We start from the raw sequence: 21,924 nt of genomic DNA, 5'->3' as shown, positions 1-21,924 counted from the left end.
TTTTGGACGTACTTTCACTGATCCCCCAATTCGGTAATCTGGTTTACACCATTGTTGCGTTTGTCATTGCGTTGTCGGTGATCGTGGCGGTGCATGAATACGGCCACTATATCGTGGGTCGGTGGTCTGGGATCCACGCCGAGGTATTCTCGATCGGGTTTGGCCCAGTCCTTTGGAGCCGAGTCGACAAGCGTGGAACACGGTGGCAGATCGCGGCGCTACCCTTTGGCGGATATGTGAAATTTCTGGGCGACGCCAATGCGGCATCGGGCAAGGACGAAGCCGCCATGTCCGAGATCACGCAGCAAAGCCCGGAAGAGTTGCGCAGAACGATGCATGGCGCGCCGCTTTGGGCACGTGCGGCTACGGTCGCTGCCGGGCCGGTTTTCAATTTCGCCATGTCCATCTTGGTTTTTGGGATGATCTTCCTGTCTCAGGGCGTAACGAAAGAGCCGTTGACGGTTGGCGCACTCGCCCCCTTGCCGGGTACGGTTCAGGAGCTTCGTGACGGGGATGAGATCATCGCCATCGCAGGCGTTCCACTACCCGAATTTGGAGAAGAGGGGGTGTGGTCCGAATTCTTGGAAGCGCTACCAGTTGAACCTGTGCTGGACTACACGGTCGTCAGAGATGGTCAGACATTGGACGTTTCCGCCCCCTGGCTGATGCCTCCGTTAATCCAGCAGGTGGCCCCGCGCAGCGCCGCAATGGATATCGACCTGAAGCAGGGTGACGTCATCACTGCGGTTGACGGTGAGCCGATCTTTGCGTTCGAACAGTTGAAGGACCATGTGGAAGCGTCTGACGGCAAGGTTCTTTTGCTGGATGTATGGCGCGACGGAGCGGAGCTGGAGTTTGCGCTGGCACCACGCCGCACCGATGAACCTCAGCCGGACGGCGGTTTTGTCACCCATTGGCGGATCGGGATTGTCGGCGGCATGATGCTGGAACCAGCTACGGAACCGGCGGGTATCGGCGATTCCCTTTCCGGTGGCGTAAGGCAGACAATTCGGATCGTTGAAGGATCCCTTTCGGGGATTTGGCATATGGTTACAGGTGCTATCAGTACATGTAACATGTCAGGGCCTATCGGTATCGCCGAAACCTCAGGGGCGATGGCAAGCCAAGGCGCGCAGAACTTCATCTTTTTCATAGCGGTACTGTCGACGGCGGTTGGTCTTTTGAACCTGTTTCCCATCCCGGCTTTGGATGGCGGGCATCTGGTTTTCTACGCTTACGAGGCGGTTGCAGGTAAACCACCCAGCGATGGTGTACTGCGCGTGCTGATGGGTGTCGGTGTATCGTTGATCTTGGGCTTGATGCTTTTCTCGGTATCCAACGATTTGTTCTGCTGATTGTGGCGCGTTCGGCGCGGAAAGGCCGCAATTCCGCCCCAATTTATGAGTAATCTCTATGGCAATCGGATGATTGTTTCAGAGGATGCCATGACACGGGCCCTGCAAAAGTCGTATAAAAGCTTCAGCTTCCTATTCCTGTTGAACTGGGACTCGATCCTGTTCTTCGGCGCGACCGCTTTGGCGATGTTTGGATGCGCTTATCTGATCACGATGTGATTCTCGCATTCCACTGAAAAACAACAGTTGGCGACCTTCTGGGTCGCTTTACTTTTTGGGCTTTTGACAAGATTTCTGAATACCGCTACTCAAACCTAAAGTCCTGAAAATTTGGGTAGAGAAAAATATGACTGATAGGCGAGGCGCAGGCACATCCTGCGGGGGGCAGAAGCTAACAAACAATATTTTGTGGCGAACGCTATCCGTTTTTTCCCTTATTGTTTTAGTGAGTTTAGTGTCGGCGCCGCAGGTCGCACAGGCGCAGAGTTACACCATCAATTCCTTCGACGTTGACGGGAACCGTAGGATCGAAACATCCACGATTATTGCCCGTACTGGCATCCAGCCCGGTCAGACCGTGACCGCCGGAGAATTGAACGACGCGTTTCAGCGTTTGCTTGACAGTGGTGTTTTTGAGACAGTCGAACTGACCCCGCGCGGCAATACTCTGCTGATCGAGGTTCAGGAATACCCGACGATCAACCAGATCAGCATCGAAGGAAACCGCCGCGTAAAAGATGACGTTCTGATCGAAGCAATCTCGTCTCAGCCACGCCGCGTGTTCACGCCACAGGTCGCCGAAGCCGACGCAGATCTGATCGCAGAGATTTACTCGGCGCAGGGCAGGGTGTCGGCCACCGTTATTCCGCGCATCATACGCCGCAGCGACAACCGCGTTGATCTTGTCTTTGAAATTGCTGAAGGCACGACAATCGAGGTTGAGCGCGTCAGCTTTGTCGGCAACCGCGCGTTTTCCGACCGCCGCTTGCGTCGGGTGCTTGAGACCAAGCAAGCCAATTTCCTGCGGACTTTCCTGCGGGGCGACACGTTTATCGCGGACCGGATCGAATTCGACAAACAGGTCATCCGCGATTTCTATCTGTCTCGCGGCTATGTCGACTTTCGCGTCAACAGCGCGAATGTGGAATTCACCCGCGAACGTGATGCGTTCTTCCTAGTGATGAATATCACCGAAGGGCAAAAGTTCTCGTTCGGTAAGATCTCGACTGTCAGCGAAATTCCCGGCGTCGATGCGGCTCCGTATCAGCAGGCGTTAAAAATCAAGCCCGGTGTGACTTATTCACCGTCGTTGGTTGAGAACTCGATCGCTCGTCAGGAGCGTTTGGGTATCAAGCAGGGCGTTGATTTCCTGCGCGTCGAACCGCGTGTCACTCGTAACCCACGCGACCTGACGTTGGATGTTCAGTTCGTCCTGACCAAAGGACCGCGTATCTTTGTTGAACGCATCGACATTGAAGGCAACACCACAACGCTGGACCGTGTCATTCGCCGTCAGTTCGACACCGTTGAAGGCGATCCTTTCAATCCGCGCGAAATCCGGCAGGCAGCCGAACGTATCCGTGCACTGGGCTTCTTTGCGGTGGCAGACGTTGAACCGCGCGAAGGCTCGACGGCCAGCCAGGTCATCGTCGACGTGGACGTGGAAGAGCAGCCGACCGGCTCGCTGAGCCTTGGTGGTAGCTACTCGGTTTCCGACGGTTTCGGGATTGCAATCGGCCTGAATGAATTGAACTTCCTTGGCCGAGGTCAGAATCTGGGTGTGACCCTGTCGACCGCGCAGGATGCCGAGCAATATACGCTGAACTTCACCGAACCCTACCTGTTGGGACGTAGGTTGCGTTTTGATCTTGGTCTGGGCCTTGCGTCCACGAACTCGAGCTTTGCAAGCTACGACACAGAACGGGTTTTCTTCAACCCACAGCTTAGCTACTCGATTGGTGAACTTTCCGCCTTGCGCGTGCGCTATGGCTGGGACCGCAGCGAGATGACGCAACAGGATGACGAAGTAAACGGCGCTGTGATTTCGTCAGAGATTGATCAGGGTAAGCGTACAACCAGTTCCTTGGGCGTTTCCTATGTGTACGACAGCCGGATTGGCGGTCTGAACCCGAATGCTGGTGTGTTGTTCGAAGTTGGTCTTGATGCCGCCGGACTGGGCGGAGACAACGAGTACTACAAATCAACCGCCAGAGCGATCGCTCAAACCCGTGTGCTCAGCGAAGAAGTCGTCTTGCGTGCCACGCTTGAAGCGGGTGCACTGCATTGGAGAGGCGACGACTTTAGCCGGACGATCGACCGGTTTGTGCTTGGTCCGAACACGTTCCGCGGCTTTGAACCCGCGGGTCTTGGTCCGCGCGATCTGTCCAACGGTCAGGACGACGCGATTGGCGGCAACTACTACTGGGTTGCCAGATTTGAATTGGACTTCCCGCTGGGCCTGCCCGAGGAACTGGGACTACGCGGTGGCGTGTTCTATGACGTGGGTAACCTGTATAACATCGACGATGTGAATACGGCCGGTGCTGATATCGTTGGTGCAAATGGCTCAATTCGCCACGTCATAGGGGTGTCGGTGCTTTGGGAAACACCGTTTGGACCTTTGCGGTTCAACTTCTCGAAGGCACTAAAGAAAGAAGACTTCGACCAGGAGCAGAATTTCGACCTGACCATTCAGGCGCAATTCTGACCAGAGGATGATGAACACATTATCTCTTAAACTGCAGGGCCCCTTTCGGGCCCTGTGTGTTTTTTTGCTCATTTTCCTTGCCGGTCCTGCTCAGGCTCAGCAACTGGGGGTTCCGCAAACGGCGGTTCTGACGATTTCCAGTGAGCGTCTGTTCGCAGATTCCGAATTTGGCCAACGTGTCCTGCGTGAGATCGAGGCTGAGGGCACATTGCTGGCCGAAGAGAATGAACGGATCGTTGCTGAGCTTAGTCGTGAAGAAAAAGACTTAACAGAGCAACGGGCCGAGCTTCCGCCGGAAGAGTTTCGACCGCTGGCTGAAGCATTCGATGAAAAGGTGCAATCCCATCGGGACGGGCAGCGGGCAAAGCTGGACGCACTTGCTCGGCGAAGTGAAGAAGCCCAGCAGATGTTTTTTGAGTTGATTCAGCCCGTGCTGATAGACCTGCTTCGTGAATCCGGAGCAACTGTCATTATAGAACGTTCAAGTGTCTTTTTAAGCTCGGACCGCACAGATGTGACCGAATCCGCGATTGCCCGGATTAACGTGGTAATCGGGGACGGAAGCACAATAGAAAACCAGGCGAACGAATAGGTTTGCTTGCCCTTGGGTCGCGGTGTTGCTAACCACGCCGGAAAGAGAAATCCAGAACGGGACACCTTCATCATGAGTACGGAAACCAAGAGCGCAGACATTCAGCTGATCCAGCGGATATTGCCGCACCGCTATCCGTTTCTGCTGGTGGACAAGGTCATCAACATCTCGGGCTATCAGTCTGCGGTTGGCATCAAGAACGTCACCATGAATGAACCGCATTTTCAGGGGCATTTTCCAGGTACTCCGATCATGCCGGGCGTCACCATCGTCGAGGCGATGGCGCAGACCGCCGGTGTGATGTTGGGCGTGGGCATGGATGTGATTGACAGCGAACTTCTGATCTATTTCATGAATATCGACAAATGCAAATTCCGCCGCAAAGTCGTACCGGGCGACGTGCTTGAGATGCATGTGGAAACTGTGCGTGGTAAAAAAGGCGGTAAGATTTTCAAGTTCAGCGGCCGCGCGACTGTTGAAGGCGAGGTAGCCGCCGAAGCTGAATTCTCGGCCTATGTTGATTGGGGCATGGAAAAAACGACATGAGCGGCATTCACCCCAGCGCAATCATCGAAGACGGTGCGCAGATCGGTGAAGACTGCATCATCGGGCCGTTCTGCTATGTCGGGCCTCAGGTCAAACTGAGCGACCGGGTCGAGCTGAAATCGCATGTGGTCGTGACCGGCGATACCTCGGTCGGGGATGACACGGTCATCTTCAATTTCTCGGTGATCGGTGAGATTCCGCAGGACCTGAAATTCGGCGGCGAAAATACCCGACTTGAGATCGGTAAGCGCAATCGAATCCGCGAGCATGTGACAGTAAATACGGGCACGGATGGCGGTGGCGGCGTGACCCGGATCGGGGATGATTGTCTGTTGATGGCAGGCGTTCACGTGGCGCACGACGTTCAGATCGGCAACCGGGTGATCATGGTGAACCACGCCGGTGCGGCTGGGCACTGCATCATTGAAGATGACGTGATCGTAGGTGGTATTTCTGGTTTGCATCAGTGGGTCCGGGTCGGACGCGGCGCGATCATCGGTGCGCTGACGATGGTGCCGAACGACGTCATTCCCTATGGGCTGGTTCAGGCACCGCGCGGCGAGTTGGACGGGCTGAACCTGGTTGGTCTGAAACGCAAAGGTGTTTCTCGCGAGGATATCTCGGCCCTGCGCGCGGCCTTCCGTGAGCTATCGACGGGCGATGGCACATTTATGGAACGTGCGCAGCGTGTCGGCGCAGAAAACGAAAGCGAATACGTGCAACGGATCGTCGATTTTGTCACCGGACAGACAGACCGTTCTTTCCTGACCCCGAGGAAGTAACCCATGCTGGCGCTGATTGCGGGAACGGGCGCATTGCCGGATGAGGTGGTTGGCCACCTCGAAACCAAACCGATCATTTGCGCAATGGAAGGGTTCACTCCGGATAAGCTCACCGCCGATATCGTCTTTCCGCTGGAGCATCTGGGCAGTTTCATTGCCGATCTGAAAGGGCGTGGTGTCACCGAAATCTGTATGGCGGGCGCTGTAAAGCGGCCTCAGATAAACGCCTCGCGCATTGATGCCGCCACGATGCCTCTTGTGCCCGTGATTCAGCAGGCGCTGATGTCCGGGGATGATAGTGCGCTGCGCGCTGTGATCGGCATTCTTGAAGAATCCGGTCTGACGGTACGCGCAGCACATGAAATCGCACCGGCCTTGTTGCCGCAACTTGGTTGTTTGACTAACACGCAGCCGTCGGATGGCGATCTGGCCGATGTAGACAGGGCGGCTGGTATTCTGCGCGCAATGGGAACGGCCGACATCGGTCAGGCCTGTGCGGTCTCAAAAGGGCAAGCGCTTGCTATTGAAAGCATCTTTGGAACTGACTGGATGCTGCAATCGCTGACCCAACGCCCCGATGCGGGCGGAGGAGTTTTGTTCAAAGCCCCTAAACCAGATCAGGACCGTCGTGCCGATCTTCCAACAATCGGCCCCGGCACAGTCTCGGGCGCCGTGGCTGCGGGTCTGACCGGAATCGTTATCGAAAAGGGCGGTGTCATTGTGTTGGATCAGGCGCGTGTCATTGAAGAATGCGACCGCCTCGGCCTGTTCCTATATGTCCGCGAGCGGGCCAACTGATGCGAGTTTTTCTGGTTGCCGGCGAACCTTCGGGCGACCGTCTTGGCGGATCGTTGATGGAAGGGTTGCGCAGCCTTGTTCCGGATGTTGAGTTCGACGGTGTTGGCGGCCCCTTGATGCAGGCGCAGGGTCTAAACAGCCGCTTTCCAATGTCGGAACTCTCGGTAATGGGTTTGGTCGAGGTTCTGCCAAAGTTCTTTCACCTCAAACGTCGCATTGCCGAAACTGCTCAGGCGGTTTTGGATATAAAGCCGGATGTTCTGATTACAATCGACAGCCCGGATTTTTCCTTGCGTGTCGCCAAGATTGTCAAAGCTCAAAGCAATATCAGAACCGTACACTATGTCGCCCCAACCGTATGGGCGTGGCGACCGGGGCGTGCGGATAAAATGGCCAAAGTCATTGATCACGTTCTGGCGCTGCTGCCCTTTGAACCCGCCTACATGGAACGGGCGGGGATGGAGTGTGATTTTGTCGGCCACCCTGTCGCCACTGAGCCAGTCGCCTCGGATCAGGAAATCACCAATTTTCGTACGGCCCATGAATTGGGTGATGCTCCGCTTTTGCTTGCTCTACCGGGTTCGCGCCGGGGTGAGGTTGATCGTTTGGCTCCAGTATTTGGACAGGCGCTTACGCTTTTTCTTCGTGATCACCCGGACATGCGGGTGGTTGTTCCGACGGTTTCGCATATGGTCGATGCGGTCCGTGAACATCTCAAAGACTGGCCGGGCAATCCGGTGGTTGTGGATCCGCGCGACCTGCCCACAGATCAAGCCGTAGCCGAGAAACGGGCCGCGTTTGCATCGGCGGATTTGGCGCTTGCAGCCTCGGGCACTGTTTCACTGGAATTGGCCGCACAAAACACACCGATGGTCATCGCCTACAAGCTCAGCTGGCTGACCCAGAAAATTGCAGAGCGCTTGGTAAAGCTGAAAACGGTCACCCTCGTAAATCTGGTCTCTGATACCCATGCGGTCCCGGAACGTCTGCTGGATGACTGCACTCCGGAACTCATATTTGAGGCTTTGGCCGAAGTTTATTCCAACCCCAAGGCGCAGCAGACAGCGATGGACGTGACAATGAATCGTTTGGGACGCGGCGGCGAGGCTCCGGGCCTTCGTGCGGCACGAGCGGTGTTGGACAGGCTGCCCGCGCGCCATGGTTGAACATATTCTATTTGCCATTTCTGCCGGGATTGTGACGATTTCGACCAACTTGGACAACCTTGTCATGTTGTTTGGTCTGGTAATGGTGATGAAGACGGCACGCGCCGTTATCGGTTTTGCGGTTGCGCAAGTTCTGATCCTGTCCTTGTCGCTCGCTATTGCCAGCGGGTTGGATCAAACGAGCTTTCTGCACTGGGTCGGGTATCTTGGGATTGTTCCTCTTGCGCTTGGCCTGCGCGGTATTTGGCACCAGATGTCCGGGAAAGATGATCACAAGATACCTGAGCGTGGCGCGGTCACATCGGTCGTTGTCCTGTTTCTGAGCCTGTCAATCGACACACTTGCGGCGATGACGCCTTTGTTGGCGGATTCAACACCTGCGTTCCGGGCAACCGCACTGATCGGTGCGGCCTTCGCGCTTACCGGGTTGATTGCCTTGGCGAGCTGGGGTGCCCCTCGTGCGCAAAACCTTGGTCCACGCATCGCACGACTGGACAGAATAGCCCCTTACATCATGGTTTCCGTCGGTCTTTATATCCTGATCAACAGCCCAACCGACACCATGTGATTTTAGCGGATCAGTAGCCGCGCCAAATCCAGCCGCCGCCAAAGATTCGGCTGCCTTCAGACGCGTAGAAGACACAGGCCTGACCCGGAGAAATGCCCTCCTCGGGCGTCAGCAGCTCGACTTCGGCGGTGGTGTCTGACAGGGGGCGAACGATCGCCTCGCGCGGTGGGCGAGTGGACCGGACCTTGACCTTCAGATGCCATTCCTCGCGCGACGTGAACGGCTCATCCCCAAGCCAGTTGATTTCGCGCACGGGTACTGTACGGGTTGCCAGCATTTCCTTGGGGCCGACAACCACCTGCTTCTTGTCCACGTCCAGCTTGACGACATAAAGCGGTTCGCTCAGGCCGCCAATGCCAAGCCCGCGCCGTTGGCCAATCGTATAGTGGATTACGCCGTTATGCTGTGCCAGCACACGACCGTCGGCATGGACGATCTCGCCGGGTTCAGCCGCACCGGGGCGCAGTTTTTCGATCACGCTGGCATAGTTGCCATCGGGCACGAAACAGATGTCCTGACTATCGGGTTTGTCGGCCACGGCCAGCCCGTATTGCGCCGCCATCTCGCGCGTCGCGTCTTTCGAGGGCAGGTGGCCCAGCGGAAACCGGAGGAAATCCAACTGTTCAGACGTCGTCGAGAACAGGAAATAGGACTGATCGCGGTTCGCATCCTCGGCGCTGTGCAATTCCGGGCCGTTCGGGCCCATCTTGCGCTGAATATAGTGACCGGTGGCCATGCAGTCAGCCTCAAGGTCCTTGGCGGTTTCCAGCAGGTCCTTGAACTTTACCCGCTCATTGCAGCGGATGCAGGGCACCGGGGTGGCGCCCGCCAGATAGCTGTCGGCAAACTCGTCGATCACCGCGTCCTTAAAGATGTTCTCATAGTCCAGAACGTAGTGCGGAAAGCCGCGTTCTTCCGCTACGCGCCGCGCATCGTGAATGTCGATCCCTGCACAGCACGCGCCTTTCTTAGCCAGCGCCGCACCATGGTCATACAACTGCAGCGTCACACCCACGACGTCATAGCCCTGATCGGCCAGATGTGCCGCCACAACAGAACTGTCCACACCGCCGGACATGGCCACAACCACCCGCGTTTCCGACGGGGGTTTAGCAATGCCAAGCGAGTTCAACGGTGTCTCGGTATCGAGGGCCATGACGATTCCAGTGCGGATTAAGAAAGACCGGCAGAATATAGGAAAATTCTACACACTCTCAAGGGGTGGTTTCACCCAGCGTTAAGTACGCTGGCTTCAGCGTTGTCGCAGCAGAAAAGGTTATGAAGATGTATTTGCACAAAGTTGAAGGACCACGATCCGTAACCCTACCGGATGGAACGGTTTTGTCGCGCGCAGACCTTCCTCCTGCGGACACGACACGATGGGTGGCGTCGCGAAAAATCGTTGTTGTTCGCGGCGTACTTTACGGCCTGATCACGCTGTCTGACGCAAAGTCACGGTATGGGTTGAGCGATGAGGAGTTCAATTCCTGGGTCTCGGCCGTTGCGGAGCATGGAAAAGACGCCCTGAAAGTGACGGCTTTAAAAAAATGTCGACAACCTAAAGATGAAAGTGAATAAGTGATTCAACGGTAACGTCAGGTTAACCATTTTTGAGCAGGCTTAACCTAATTGGTACGTTGAACCGAATTGGAGCAGTAAATGCGTATACTTCTTGTCGAGGATGATCCCACTACGTCGAAAAGCATCGAATTGATGTTGACCCACGCCAACCTCAATGTCTATGCGACCGACCTCGGCGAGGAGGGTATCGATCTAGCAAAACTTTATGATTACGACCTGATCCTTCTGGACCTGAACCTGCCTGATATGAATGGGCACGAAGTATTACGTCAATTGCGCATTGCGCGGGTTGAATCCCCGATCCTGATCCTGTCTGGCGCTGACGACACCGAAAGCAAAATCAAAGGTTTCGGTTTTGGTGCTGACGACTACATGACCAAACCTTTCCACCGTGAAGAACTGGTTGCACGTATTCACGCAATCATTCGCCGATCAAAGGGCCATTCCCAATCCGTGATCCACACGGGCCGCGACGCGGTGAACCTGGATGCCAAAACGGTTGAAGTCGAAGGCAAAGCCGTGCACCAGACCGGCAAGGAACACCAGATGCTAGAACTGTTGAGTTTGCGCAAAGGCACGACGTTGACCAAGGAGATGTTCCTGAATCACCTCTATGGCGGCATGGACGAACCCGAACTCAAGATCATCGACGTCTTTATCTGCAAGCTCCGCAAGAAACTCAGCAACGCGACGGGCGGCGAAAACTATATCGAGACAGTCTGGGGCAGGGGATACGTCCTGCGAGACCCACAAAGTAACAGAATGGTCGACAGGCGGGTGGCGGTCGGTGCGTAACCCGGATTTTGAAATCTGGCCGTTGGTTCAGAGCGGTACCTTCAGTCTGTGAACGGCACGTCTGGACGTGAGAATAACCTCGCCCTATCACTGAGTTCCAAGATTACGTGACAGGGCGAGGGCATGAGCGATTCAACACCAGTATCCGAGCTGACAGAAGCACAGGCCCGATCCGAGCTTGTACGGCTGGCCCCGCTGATTTTACAGGCCAACACACTGTACCACTCGGAAGACGCACCCGAGATTTCGGACGCCGTGTACGACAGCCTCAAACAGCGAAACGCTGAGATTGAACGCCGCTTTCCGCACCTGAAAAGAACGGACAGCCCATCCGACCAGGTAGGTGCCCGACCTTCTGACGGGTTTTCTAAGGTCTCCCACGCCGTCCGAATGATGTCTCTTGGAAATGCGTTCAGCGAAGAAGATGTCGTCGATTTTGACCGCTCAGTTCGCAAGTATTTGGGTTTGTCGGATACGCAGCCGCTGTCCTTTACGGCGGAGCCAAAAATAGATGGTTTGTCTCTATCGCTCAGATACGAAAAGGGAATTTTGGTTCAGGCAGCGACCCGAGGGGATGGAGAGGTCGGCGAAAACGTGACAGCAAATGCGCGTACGATTTCCGATATTCCCCAGATCGTATCAGATGCTCCCGATATTCTTGAGGTCCGGGGCGAAGTTTACATGTCTCACAAGGATTTTGAGGACCTGAATGCACGTCAGGAGGCTTTGGGTGACAAACTTTTTGCCAACCCACGCAACGCGGCTGCCGGATCTCTCAGGCAACTGGATTCGGCAATCACGCGATCGCGACCGCTCAGGTTTTTTGCCTATGCATGGGGCGAATTGTCCGAACCTTTGGCCGACACGCAAATGGGCGCAATTGAGCGATTGGCCGGTTTTGGGTTTTCGACCAATCCACTGACCGCCGTTTGTGACACCAAGGACCAAATCCTGAACCACTACCGAAGTATCGAAGCGCAGCGCGCAACGCTTGGGTATGATATTGATGGCGTCGTTTACAAAGTAAATGACCTGTCTTTGCAATCTCGGCTTGGATTCAGGTCCACGACACCCAGATGGGCAATTGCTCATAAGTTCCCAGCAGAACTCGCATGGACCCGGCTTGAGGCGATCGACATTCAGGTTGGCCGAACAGGGGCGCTTAGCCCGGTCGCGCGCCTGCATCCGGTGACAGTCGGCGGTGTTGTCGTATCTAATGCGACGCTCCACAACGAGGACTACATCGTCGGGCGCGACGCCAAAGGTGGGATTATTCGGGAGGGTAAGGATTTTCGCATCGGCGACTGGGTTCAGGTTTACCGAGCAGGTGATGTCATTCCCAAACTTGCGGATGTCGACATTTCGAAACGCCCGGCTGACGCAAAACCTTATGTGTTCCCAACGACTTGCCCAGAATGCCAAAGCGACGCGGTTCGCGAGGAAGGCGACGCCGTAAGGCGCTGTACAGGAGGCATAATCTGCCCAGCCCAAGCCGTTGAGAAGCTGAAGCACTTTGTCTCGCGTAAGGCATTCGACATCGAAGGTCTGGGTGCCAAACAAATTGAGATGTTCTATGACGACTCTGATCTTCCGGTCAGAACCCCAGTTGATATCTTCACCCTGCAATCCCGCGACGCCGCAAACCTGAACAAGCTGGCGAACCGCAAGGGCTGGGGCGCGCAAAGCGCTGGTAACCTGTGGGCTGCGATTGATGAAAAGCGGGACATACCGTTCGGACGTCTTTTGTTTGCGCTGGGAATCCGCCACATGGGCGAAGCCGCGTCAAACCTGATCGCCAACCATTATGGGTCCTGGGAAGAGTTCGAAGAAGCCATCACCGCCGCCGCGGATTTTGTCGGTCCTGAGTGGGAAGATTTGCTGGCCATTGACGGGATCGGAGAGATCATGGCCCGCGCATTAGTTTCAGCATTTGCCCAAAATGCCGAGCGGTCCAGCATCGACGCTCTGGTGGCTCAGTTGGACGTACAGAAAGCGACTAGACCCGACACCTCTGGTAGTCCTGTGGCTGGTAAAACAGTTGTCTTCACCGGCACACTGGAAAAAATGACCCGCGCCGAAGCCAAGGCACGGGCCGAATCCCTGGGTGCGAAAGTATCCGGCTCGGTCAGTAAGAAAACCGATTTGCTCGTGGCTGGACCGGGCGCTGGATCAAAGGCAAAAAAGGCGGCGGAATTGGGTATCCAAACGCTGGACGAAGACGGCTGGCTGACCTTGATCGGCGCGTCATGAGCGGAAGGCCCGAAGTCCTGTTCCCACTGTTTGCCGGGCTAGAAACACTGGAAGGAGTGGGTCCCAAGACCGCGCAAACCATGGTGCAGGCCGGGGTTGAAACACCCCGAGATGTGCTTTTCGGTTTGCCTTATGCAGTGATAGATCGACGTAAAAGGGATACGATCCAGGGCGCTGATCTCCCGACAACCTTGACGGTTGAGGTGACGGTGGGACCGCATAGACCGCCGCGCAATAAGGGTGGTGCCTATCGTGTTTACGTCGAGGATTCGCAGGCAGAGTTCCAATTGGTTTTCTTCCATGCACGCGGAGATTACTTGAAAAAGGTTCTGCCCGAAGGATCGCGACGGGTGATATCGGGCAAACTAGAGCTGTTCGACGGCATGGCCCAGATGGTTCACCCCGATCATATGCTTCCGTTGGAAAACGCCTGCGACATACCGGAGTTTGAACCGGTCTATCACCTGACTCAGGGGATAACGCAAAAGACGGCTTACAAAGCAGCTCGTAGCGCATTGTCCCATGCGCCTGAACTGGCTGAATGGATTGATCCGGCGCAAGTCACCAAACAAGAGTGGCCTGACTGGGCAACTGCAGTCAAAGCAGCCCACAACCCACAAGGCGCGGATGATATCGCAAGCCATGCCCCTGCAAGACAACGCTTGGCTTATGATGAGTTGTTCGCTCATCAGATGACCCTCGCTTTGGCCCGGCAAAGGGAGCGAAAGGCGAGGGGCGTTGTCAGTGTTGGAACAGGCGCGCTTCAATCCAAGGTTCTGGCGAGCCTTCCGTACAAGCCAACCGGCGCGCAGATGCGGGCAATTGATCAGATCGCGGCGGATTTGGCCTCGGACGCGCGGATGAATCGTCTGTTGCAGGGGGATGTCGGTGCCGGCAAGACGCTGGTGGCATTCATGGCGCTGCTGGTCGCGGTCGAGGCCGGAGGGCAGGGCGTGATGATGGCTCCGACCGAGATACTTGCCCGTCAACATCTTGAAGGGCTGCGCCCCCTTGCCGAAGAGGCCGGAATTGTTCTGGAGATACTGACAGGACGCGATAAAGGGGGCGAACGGCGCAACAAATTGGATGCATTAAAAAAGGGTGACATTCAAATTCTGGTCGGAACCCATGCGGTCTTCCAAAATGACGTGGAATTTCGCGACTTGCGACTGGCGATCGTGGATGAGCAGCACCGATTTGGTGTTCGGCAAAGGATGGAACTGTCCGAAAAAGGGCGTGGTGCCGATGTATTGGTGATGACGGCAACGCCAATCCCGCGCAGTCTGGCTTTGGCCCAATATGGCGACATGGACGTGTCTGTTCTGGATGAAAAGCCTCCGGGCCGCAAACCCATCAAGACGGCTGTTGTCAGCACAGACCGTATGGAAGAAGTGATCACTCACTTGCGGCGGGCCATGGACGAGGGGCGGCAATGTTATTGGGTGTGCCCGCTGGTTGACGAGTCCGAAGTATCGGACCTCACAGCCGCTGAAGAGCGCTTCAAGCGGTTGCGAGCAATTCTCGGGGATAACGTGGTGGGTTTGGTGCATGGCCAAATGCCACCGGCAGACAAAGACGCCGCCATGAAAGCGTTTCAGGAAGGTCAGACCAAGGTTCTGGTCGCGACCACTGTTATCGAAGTCGGCGTAAACGTTCCCAACGCCACCATCATGGTCATTGAGCGCGCCGAGATCTTCGGTTTGGCGCAATTACACCAACTGCGAGGCCGTGTCGGTCGTGGAGTAGCGGATTCGACCTGCTTGTTGATGTACCAACCCCCGCTGAGTGAGGGCGGGCGCAAACGTCTGGAAGTATTGCGTGAAACCGAGGATGGATTTCGGATATCCGAAACAGATCTGCAGATGCGCGGCGCCGGAGACCTTATTGGGACGGCCCAATCCGGGTTGCCCAAATTTCGGATCGCTGATCTTGAGCGGCAAGCCGGTCTGATGGCCATCGCGCAAACGGATGCCAGAGCTTTCCTAGCGAAAGACCCAAAACTAAGCTCGGACAGGGGGCAAGCGGTGCGTGTTCTTCTGTGGCTGATGAAGCAGGATCAGGCGATCCGTTTGATTTCAGTTGGTTAGAGAAAAATTTGCCGTTAGTTCACAAATGTTCTCAAAAAGTTCTTTACCGACTCAATGAAATGTGAGAACAAAAGGTCAACAAAGGATTAAAGCTCTGACCGGAGGTGACCCATGTTGACCCAGATAAAGACCGCCATCACCCGCTCGCAATCTACGCTTTTGCAGGATGCAGCCGGTGCCGTTTCTTTGGTGGTTATTCTGATGGTTGCCCTCCACCTGCCCGGAGCGTTCTAACCTTTTCTGCCTGCGATCTCGTGCCGACCAAACCCGCGCTGTCATCCCCATATCAGTCAAGGGTGACCTGCCTGTCCCAATTCCCTTGAAGGGGCCTTGCCTCGGCCCCGTGCGGACCTCCGGACCCACACGAGAAACGCACATCCTGCCGCCGCCCTTTCCGCCCGGAAGGTGCGGCGGTTTTTTTACAATTGCCCGGTTTTCATAATTTCCAGCATCGCCGACAGAACAGAGTTCACGGCGACAGAGGCCAATATCATCCCCATGACACGGCTTATGATCGCGGCACCGGAATGGCCAATCAGCCGAATGATAGGCTCGGCCAGCAGCATAAGCACAAATGCAATGGCCACGACCGAAATCATGACAAGTGCCGTAATTCCCTGGTCAGCAACGCTGTATCTGTTGTTGTCCGTCAGAATTACGATGGCCAACATAGCACCGGGCGAGGCCAAAGATGGAACCGCCAGCGGAAAAATGGCCGGGTTGTGCTGGTGCATCTGGTCTTTGATATCTTCCTCGGCGGCGCGTTGTTCAGTGTCCTGCTTGCTTTCGCCAAAAATCATGGTCAGCGCGAACAGGAACAGAATAATGCCGCCTGCAACCTGAAATGAGTTCAGCCCGATATCCAGCGCCTCGATCAGCAATTGCCCGAAGACTAGAAAGAACAGAAGAATTCCAGCGCTGATAATTGATGCAACCAACGCCATCTTGCGCCTTGCTGCAGCCTCCAGCCCGGCGGTAACGGCAATGAAAACGGGGATCGTGCCGATGGGATCAATCACAACCCAAAGCGTGACGAAATGTTCCAGCAAGTTGTTCAAGTCACAAACTCCCCCTGATTTCGCAGGAGGTTAGACTGAATTGCCAGAAAAAACTATGGTTACGCGCAGTTTGCTTGTTCAGCCTGCTCCATCGCTTCGGCCGTTGCGTCCAAAGCAAGTAGAATCGAAGCATGGCGGTTCTTATATTCGCGGGCAGGCATCAAAACCTCCAACCCGTCAAACGGGGCGTCAGGGGCAGGGCCATCCTTTTTGAGCATATCGGCCAGTTGATCGCGCGCCGTTTCTATCTGCGCTCTGGTTGCCCCGATAACAGCGCCCCCAACAACGGCGGCCGATGCCTGACCCAAGGCACAGGCTTTCACATCCTGCCCAAATTCCGCAACATGCCCATCCTGAACCTTCACATCAACGGTCACGGTCGATCCGCAAAGAGGCGAGCGTTTCTTCACCGTCGCGTCCGGATTCTCAAGCCGGTCCAAATGGGGAATATCCGAAGCCAGCGCCAGAATTCGGCCAGAGTATAACTTAATCAGGTCATTATCGCCGGACATGGCTTTTCCTCGTTGATTGTTCCTCATACATAGTGAGCATCCACCCGGATGCAAAAGGTTTTTATGATGCAAGCAAGCGCCACATTCGACCCGACCACTTTGAAATATAACGATGCGGGTCTTATCCCTGCCATTGCTCAGGACGAAACTTCGGGCGAAGTTCTGATGATGGCGTGGATGAATGCGGAAGCCATTAAAAAAACGCTGGAAACGGGCCGCATCACCTATTGGTCGCGTTCACGTCAGTCCTTTTGGATCAAAGGAGAAAGCTCTGGCCACACGCAGGAGTTGGTGGATTTCCGTGTGGATTGTGACCGCGATTGCTTGCTTGTTCTCGTTCATCAGACCGGCCCGGCCTGCCACACAAATCGGCGGAGCTGTTTTTATACTGCCGTTCGGGAAGGTGACGAGATCGAACTAATGTCACCTATGACATAAACCCACCATCGCCCTTATATCCGCCGGGCTTTGGCCCTCGGCGCGGTACTTTGCGATCGCGCGCGCATCGTCACGTTTTGCTAGTCGTTTGCCGGTGTCATCACGGATCAATTTGTGATGATGGTAAACCGGAGAGGTCAAGCCAAGCAGAGACTGCAACAGAATGTGGATCCGTGTTGCCTCAAACAGATCCTGCCCGCGTACCACGTGGCTAACGCCCTGTTCCGCGTCATCCAATACAACGGACAGGTGGTATGAAGTGCCCATATCCCGCCGGGACAAAACGACGTCACCGATCGTTTCGATCATTTCTTGCCCGCTGAAAGTAATCCACCCGGTTTCACCTTCAGGCCCCACTCCATCTTCTTGAAACCCTGCCGATTTTCCAAACAAATCAACTGTGCGATCCACCGCCGCAACCATGTCCAATCTCAGCGGTACTGTTCGTGGCATCGGTCCGGTTCTATCCGATTTTTTCCGGCATGTACCCGGGTAGATTATGCCATCAGGCCCAAGCAAAGGGGCACCTTCCTGCGGTGCCCCAACGGCTGCAGCAATATCGCGGCGATTGCACGTACAAGGATAAAGCAAACCATTGTTCCAGAGCGTTTCAAGGGCGTGCTCATACACATCCAGCCGCAAAGATTGTCTCATAACCGGCGTGGGCCAAGTAATTCCAAGCCAGTGTAAATCGTCGAAAATCCGGGTTTCCCATTGCGGACGCGAACGTGCGCGGTCGATGTCTTCTATCCTGAGAAGAAATGAACCCTCATGCGACGTGGCCATATCGCAGGCCAAAAGCGCCGAATACGCATGTCCAAGATGCAGGGGGCCCGTCGGAGAGGGCGCAAACCTAGTTACGAATGTCACGACTTTTCAACAATATAGACATCTGATTTGAGGTCCATCCCCGGCAGATGAGGGCCATGCTCACGAAACAGCAGGCGCGTCGCCCCCATGTCCAGCCAATCGTTCAGCCGACAGGTATAAGTGTGATCTGCAAGTGTGTGATCATTGAATGAAAATGCCAGAAGACCCCCATTGGGCAAAGCATTCATCAACAGATCAAATGTCTCGGGCGGGGCGGCGCCGACGCTGATGACACCAATGGCGGCAATCGCCTTGTACGCACCTTGCTGCAAAGGGTTTGGGTCGGACAGATCGAACGTCGACAACCGTCTGTAAACCCCCTTGGCCTCGGCGCCTTCTAACATCTTTGGTGAAGGGTCTACGCCGTCGATGACCCTGAATCCAACCGCGTGCAGCGCCTCGCCGGACAAACCAGTGCCACAGCCATAGTCCAGAACAGGCGTCTGAGCTTCGGGCATATGCGACCAAAGCGCCTCGGCAACGCGACCGGGAGTGACATAGCCATGGGCAGCCACTTCGGAATCGTATGACGACGCCCATTTCTGATAGTGCGCGCGCGTGGCTTCGGGTGTGTCCAGCCCATACGCGTCTTTTAGGTAATCGTCGTTCATGCCCGTATGTTAGGCCGCTGACACGGGCTGCGTCCAGTCAGCAATGTGACAGCCACTTGGACCACTCGGCCTTGGCACGGTCTGTGTAGGCCTTGTAACGGTCTTTCCGCCCTCGGCGGCCCCCTTTGAGGCCATCAACAGGACGAAACAGGCCGAAATTTACGTTCATGGGCTGAAACGTCTTTGCTTCGGCCCCGCCTGTAATGTGGTGAATCAAGGCACCCGTGGCGCTGTCCTGCGGGACCGTCGGCATATCCTGCCCAAGGATTTCCGCGGCGGCCAGACGCCCCGCCAGCAATCCCATGGCCGCGCTTTCCACATAACCCTCAACACCAGTGATTTGCCCGGCAAATCGAATGTTGGGCTTGGACTTCAACCGCATTTGCGAATCCAAAAGCGTGGGCGAATTGATGAAAGTGTTCCGGTGGATACCGCCCAGACGCGCGAAGCTTGCATTTTCCAGACCAGGGATCATCCGGAACACCTCAGTCTGAGCGCCGTATTTCATCTTGGTCTGAAAGCCCACGATGTTGAACAGCGTGCCAAGCGCGTTGTCGCGCCTAAGCTGAACAACCGCATGGGGTTTCACATCAGGCTGATGCGGGTTGGTAAGGCCGACTGGTTTCATAGGGCCATGTCGGAGAGTCTCGCGCCCGCGTTCAGACATAACCTCAATCGGCAGGCAGCCGTCGAAATAGCCAGCAGTTTCGCCTTCGTGAAACTCGGTCTTTTCGGCGGCCAACAGCGCATCAATGAACGCCTCATACTGTTCCCGATCCATTGGACAATTCAAATAGGCGGTCCGCTCTTCCTCGGTCTCGCCTTTGTCGTATCGCGATTGCATCCACGCTTTGCTCATGTCGATGCTGTCTGCATAGACGATTGGTGCAATCGCGTCGAAAAACGCCAACGAGTCCGCTCCGGTTTCCGCGCGGATCGAATCTCCGAGCGCTGTCGAAGTCAAAGGCCCCGTCGCAAAGATCCATTTGCCATCATCGGGCAGGGCGGTCACTTCCTCTTCCGAGATCTGCACACGGTCATGCGACTTGAGCTTTGCGGTCACGGCCTCGGCAAACGGGTCGCGATCCACGGCAAGCGCACCACCGGCTGGCAAGCGGTGTGCATCAGCCGTGGTCATGATCAAACCGTTTGCCGCGCGCATTTCCCAATGCAGCAGCCCAACCGCATTCTGCTCGTCATCGTCCGATCGGAACGAGTTCGAGCACACCATCTCGGCCAGGTTACCGGTTTGATGCGCAAAGGTGCCAACTTTGGGCCGCATTTCGTGGATGACCACGTCAACGCCCATTTCCGCTGCTTGCCAAGCTGCTTCGGACCCGGCCATGCCGCCGCCCACGATATGCAATGTCTGTGTCATGTGCTGCCACATAGGGCAGAGCGCACGCCAACGCAAACGACTGTTGATCAGGGGAAAGAAAAAGGGGAGGTTTTTTGGGATCGCCGCTGCGGGAATGTCAACGCCAGTGAGAGAAACCAGCTCGGAGGGACCTTCCGCCCACGGCGACCCAAAAGTTTAAGCAAGGCCTTAGCCTTGTCTCAGCATTGCCACAGTGTCGCCCTTTTGAAAAGTCCAAAAATACGAACAGTGGCGAAAAAGGTTTAATATCGTCGCCTTATTGATCCCAATTTGGCGGCCTTTTTTCGATAAATGCAGATATTCCTTCTTCGGTATCCCGATGCAGCATATTTTGTGCCATTACCTCACCCGTATACGCGTAGGCTTGTTCAATGGGCATTTCCAGTTGCTGATAGAAGGCCTGTTTCCCGATTTTCACCGCTGATCCAAGCTTGGTCGCCAGTTGATCTGCCAGCGCCTGTGTCTCGTGTTCCAGCAGCATTTCTGGTGCCACGCGATTGACCAGACCCAGTTCAGACGCCCGTTCCGCCGAGATGAAGTCGCCTGTTGTCAGCATTTCGAAAGCACGCTTTCGCGGGATATTGCGGCTGAGGGCCACCATCGGCGTTGAACAAAACAAGCCGATATTCACACCGTTGACACCAAACCGCGTCCCTTCGGCAGCAACCGCCAGATCGCAACTGGCAACCAATTGGCAGCCCGCTGCAGTCGCAATCCCATGTACCTGTGCAATAACAGGCTGAGGAAGAGATTGGATCGACAGCATCATTCGGGTGCACTGGGCGAACAAGTCCTGAAAATACGCCTTTCCTCTATCTTCAGCCTGACGACCAGCGGTCATCTGCTTTAGATCGTGGCCAGCGCAAAACCCTTTCCCGGCCCCCGAAAGGATAACGACGCGAATAGAACTGTCCTCTCGAAGCGCATCAAGTTCCGCTTGCAGAGCAGCAAGCATTTCCTCGCTGAGGGCATTCAGGCGATCCGGCGCGTTCATCTTCAGCCTGGCAACGGCACCTGTGTCGCTACGTTCCAGAATTCCCATCTTGCCCTCCGATCTGATGTGAGGCCAACTCTAGGTCGGCAATTCGAGGAGGGGAAGTATGTCGTTGGTTTTGAACCGCGAAGAGCTGTCGGATTACATGGCGCAGGTGTTTCCGCAGGTACAGGATGACTTTGTCGTTGAAGACGTGACAAAAGATACGATCGTCATGCGACTCGTCGTCGAGGACAGGCACCTGAGGCCGGGCGGAACCGTATCGGGGCCCTCGATGTTCGGCTTGGCGGATGTCTGCGTTTACGCGCTCATCCTTGCGCGAAAGGGGCGATTGTCCCTTGCGGTTACAACAGGATGCTCGATGGATTTCATGCGCAAACCAGATGGAGACAAGGACATGATTGCCCGTTGCAGGTTGCTAAAGCTTGGAAGGACTTTGGCGGTCGGGGATGTGCTTATGTATTCGGTAGGTTCGGACAAGCCGGTTGCCCGGGCCACAATGACGTATTCACTTCCGCCGGAAGGGTCTTCTGCCGAATCCTTTGGATAAAAAATGGCCGGGCGAGCCCGGCCAAGGAAGAGGTCCCTTATGGGACTGGGGAAAACCTATCCGTGCCAGAACGGACGATTGATCTCGCGGTCTGCCTGATGGCGGGTCAGCCCGACATCACGCAGCATCCGATCATCCAGTTTTGACAAATTGACCCTGCTGCGGCGCTGACGTTCCCACTTGGTGACAGTCGCCGCAAACCGCACGGCCAGCGCAGCGATCAAAGGCAGCCGAGGGCTGTCGTTCAGCAGCAAAAGGGCGGGGGTGTGCATTGCGCGTGTCATAG

General features: G+C 55.6%; 24 protein-coding genes. 16 read left to right on the top strand and 8 right to left on the bottom strand.

What is annotated here, in order from left to right:
* Positions 1–2 precede the first annotated feature (2 nt).
* The 9 genes from rseP to ACT2B1_RS10325 all read left to right on the top strand — a co-directional run bounded on the left by rseP (position 3) and on the right by ACT2B1_RS10325 (position 8,514).
* On the top strand, positions 3–1,355 hold the full coding sequence (gene rseP / locus ACT2B1_RS10365) for an RIP metalloprotease RseP (RefSeq protein ID WP_171121386.1): 1,353 nt from the start codon (positions 3–5) through the stop codon (positions 1,353–1,355).
* Positions 1,356–1,445: 90 nt separating this feature from the next.
* Positions 1,446–1,574, top strand: coding sequence for a hypothetical protein (locus ACT2B1_RS10360; RefSeq protein WP_255431721.1), 129 nt, complete (start codon positions 1,446–1,448; stop codon positions 1,572–1,574).
* A gap of 127 nt (positions 1,575–1,701) precedes the next feature.
* Positions 1,702–4,062, top strand: coding sequence for an outer membrane protein assembly factor BamA (gene bamA, locus ACT2B1_RS10355; RefSeq protein ID WP_481667701.1), 2,361 nt, complete (start codon positions 1,702–1,704; stop codon positions 4,060–4,062).
* Positions 4,063–4,126: 64 nt separating this feature from the next.
* Positions 4,127–4,654, top strand: a complete 528-nt coding sequence (locus tag ACT2B1_RS10350; RefSeq protein ID WP_481667700.1) for an OmpH family outer membrane protein — start codon at positions 4,127–4,129, stop codon at positions 4,652–4,654.
* Between the two features lie 72 nt (positions 4,655–4,726).
* Positions 4,727–5,200 (top strand): 3-hydroxyacyl-ACP dehydratase FabZ, encoded by a 474-nt coding sequence (gene fabZ, locus ACT2B1_RS10345; RefSeq protein ID WP_481667699.1) that lies wholly within the window; start codon positions 4,727–4,729, stop codon positions 5,198–5,200.
* Positions 5,197–5,982: an acyl-ACP--UDP-N-acetylglucosamine O-acyltransferase gene (gene lpxA, locus ACT2B1_RS10340; protein WP_171240839.1), complete on the top strand. Its 786-nt coding sequence runs from the start codon at positions 5,197–5,199 to the stop codon at positions 5,980–5,982. The genes fabZ and lpxA overlap by 4 nt, the downstream gene beginning before the upstream one ends.
* 3 nt (positions 5,983–5,985) lie before the next feature.
* On the top strand, positions 5,986–6,780 hold the full coding sequence (locus ACT2B1_RS10335; RefSeq protein ID WP_171240838.1) for an LpxI family protein: 795 nt from the start codon (positions 5,986–5,988) through the stop codon (positions 6,778–6,780).
* Positions 6,780–7,946 (top strand): lipid-A-disaccharide synthase, encoded by a 1,167-nt coding sequence (gene lpxB / locus ACT2B1_RS10330; RefSeq protein WP_481667698.1) that lies wholly within the window; start codon positions 6,780–6,782, stop codon positions 7,944–7,946. Before ACT2B1_RS10335 ends, lpxB begins: the two co-directional genes overlap by 1 nt.
* Positions 7,939–8,514, top strand: coding sequence for a hypothetical protein (locus ACT2B1_RS10325; protein WP_481667697.1), 576 nt, complete (start codon positions 7,939–7,941; stop codon positions 8,512–8,514). Before lpxB ends, ACT2B1_RS10325 begins: the two co-directional genes overlap by 8 nt.
* Positions 8,515–8,524: 10 nt before the next feature.
* Here the strand turns inward: ACT2B1_RS10325 and mnmA are convergent, their stop codons facing one another.
* Positions 8,525–9,670 (bottom strand): tRNA 2-thiouridine(34) synthase MnmA, encoded by a 1,146-nt coding sequence (mnmA, locus tag ACT2B1_RS10320; RefSeq protein WP_171240835.1) that lies wholly within the window; start codon positions 9,668–9,670, stop codon positions 8,525–8,527.
* Positions 9,671–9,798: 128 nt separating this feature from the next.
* Between mnmA and sciP the strand changes: the two genes are divergently transcribed.
* From sciP to ACT2B1_RS10295, 5 genes are all read left to right on the top strand, one after another.
* Positions 9,799–10,092: a CtrA inhibitor SciP gene (gene sciP / locus ACT2B1_RS10315; protein WP_481667696.1), complete on the top strand. Its 294-nt coding sequence runs from the start codon at positions 9,799–9,801 to the stop codon at positions 10,090–10,092.
* A gap of 81 nt (positions 10,093–10,173) precedes the next feature.
* The gene (ctrA, locus tag ACT2B1_RS10310; protein WP_481667695.1) at positions 10,174–10,890 is read left to right on the top strand and encodes a response regulator transcription factor CtrA; all 717 of its coding nucleotides are present in this window, start codon (positions 10,174–10,176) and stop codon (positions 10,888–10,890) included.
* 123 nt (positions 10,891–11,013) lie between these two features.
* Positions 11,014–13,140, top strand: coding sequence for an NAD-dependent DNA ligase LigA (gene ligA / locus ACT2B1_RS10305; protein ID WP_481667694.1), 2,127 nt, complete (start codon positions 11,014–11,016; stop codon positions 13,138–13,140).
* Positions 13,137–15,227: an ATP-dependent DNA helicase RecG gene (gene recG / locus ACT2B1_RS10300; protein ID WP_481667693.1), complete on the top strand. Its 2,091-nt coding sequence runs from the start codon at positions 13,137–13,139 to the stop codon at positions 15,225–15,227. Before ligA ends, recG begins: the two co-directional genes overlap by 4 nt.
* Before the next feature lie 111 nt (positions 15,228–15,338).
* Entirely contained in the window at positions 15,339–15,461 is a 123-nt protein-coding gene (locus ACT2B1_RS10295) for a hypothetical protein (protein ID WP_256367685.1), read from the top strand.
* A 185-nt stretch (positions 15,462–15,646) separates the two neighbouring features.
* Here ACT2B1_RS10295 and ACT2B1_RS10290 read toward each other — a convergent pair whose 3' ends face one another.
* Positions 15,647–16,285: a MarC family protein gene (locus ACT2B1_RS10290; RefSeq protein WP_171121398.1), complete on the bottom strand. Its 639-nt coding sequence runs from the start codon at positions 16,283–16,285 to the stop codon at positions 15,647–15,649.
* Positions 16,286–16,344: 59 nt separating this feature from the next.
* Positions 16,345–16,797: an iron-sulfur cluster assembly scaffold protein gene (locus tag ACT2B1_RS10285; RefSeq protein ID WP_481667692.1), complete on the bottom strand. Its 453-nt coding sequence runs from the start codon at positions 16,795–16,797 to the stop codon at positions 16,345–16,347.
* A gap of 48 nt (positions 16,798–16,845) precedes the next feature.
* Between ACT2B1_RS10285 and hisI the strand changes: the two genes are divergently transcribed.
* Positions 16,846–17,235, top strand: coding sequence for a phosphoribosyl-AMP cyclohydrolase (hisI, locus tag ACT2B1_RS10280; RefSeq protein WP_481667691.1), 390 nt, complete (start codon positions 16,846–16,848; stop codon positions 17,233–17,235).
* Here hisI and gluQRS read toward each other — a convergent pair.
* The 4 genes from gluQRS to ACT2B1_RS10260 all read right to left on the bottom strand — a co-directional run bounded on the left by gluQRS (position 17,221) and on the right by ACT2B1_RS10260 (position 21,136).
* On the bottom strand, positions 17,221–18,105 hold the full coding sequence (gluQRS, locus tag ACT2B1_RS10275; RefSeq protein ID WP_171240829.1) for a tRNA glutamyl-Q(34) synthetase GluQRS: 885 nt from the start codon (positions 18,103–18,105) through the stop codon (positions 17,221–17,223). The genes hisI and gluQRS overlap by 15 nt on opposite strands.
* Entirely contained in the window at positions 18,102–18,716 is a 615-nt protein-coding gene (locus ACT2B1_RS10270) for a class I SAM-dependent DNA methyltransferase (RefSeq protein WP_481667690.1), read from the bottom strand. Before ACT2B1_RS10270 ends, gluQRS begins: the two co-directional genes overlap by 4 nt.
* A gap of 37 nt (positions 18,717–18,753) precedes the next feature.
* Complete coding sequence (trmFO, locus tag ACT2B1_RS10265) at positions 18,754–20,094, bottom strand: methylenetetrahydrofolate--tRNA-(uracil(54)-C(5))-methyltransferase (FADH(2)-oxidizing) TrmFO (protein WP_481667689.1); 1,341 nt, start codon at positions 20,092–20,094, stop codon at positions 18,754–18,756.
* A gap of 256 nt (positions 20,095–20,350) precedes the next feature.
* Positions 20,351–21,136: an enoyl-CoA hydratase gene (locus ACT2B1_RS10260; protein WP_171240826.1), complete on the bottom strand. Its 786-nt coding sequence runs from the start codon at positions 21,134–21,136 to the stop codon at positions 20,351–20,353.
* 58 nt (positions 21,137–21,194) lie between these two features.
* Between ACT2B1_RS10260 and ACT2B1_RS10255 the strand changes: the two genes are divergently transcribed.
* Positions 21,195–21,638 carry a PaaI family thioesterase gene (locus tag ACT2B1_RS10255; protein WP_171125096.1) on the top strand — a complete coding sequence of 148 codons (444 nt, stop codon included), beginning with the start codon at positions 21,195–21,197 and terminating at the stop codon, positions 21,636–21,638.
* A gap of 56 nt (positions 21,639–21,694) precedes the next feature.
* Here ACT2B1_RS10255 and ACT2B1_RS10250 read toward each other — a convergent pair whose 3' ends face one another.
* Entirely contained in the window at positions 21,695–21,922 is a 228-nt protein-coding gene (locus tag ACT2B1_RS10250) for a DUF1127 domain-containing protein (RefSeq protein ID WP_171121406.1), read from the bottom strand.
* Positions 21,923–21,924: the final 2 nt, after the last annotated feature.

Source organism: Ruegeria sp. S263 (genome assembly GCF_056780525.1).
Note: the sequence above shows the minus strand (reverse complement) of the source record. Positions and strands in the feature narration are given on the sequence as shown.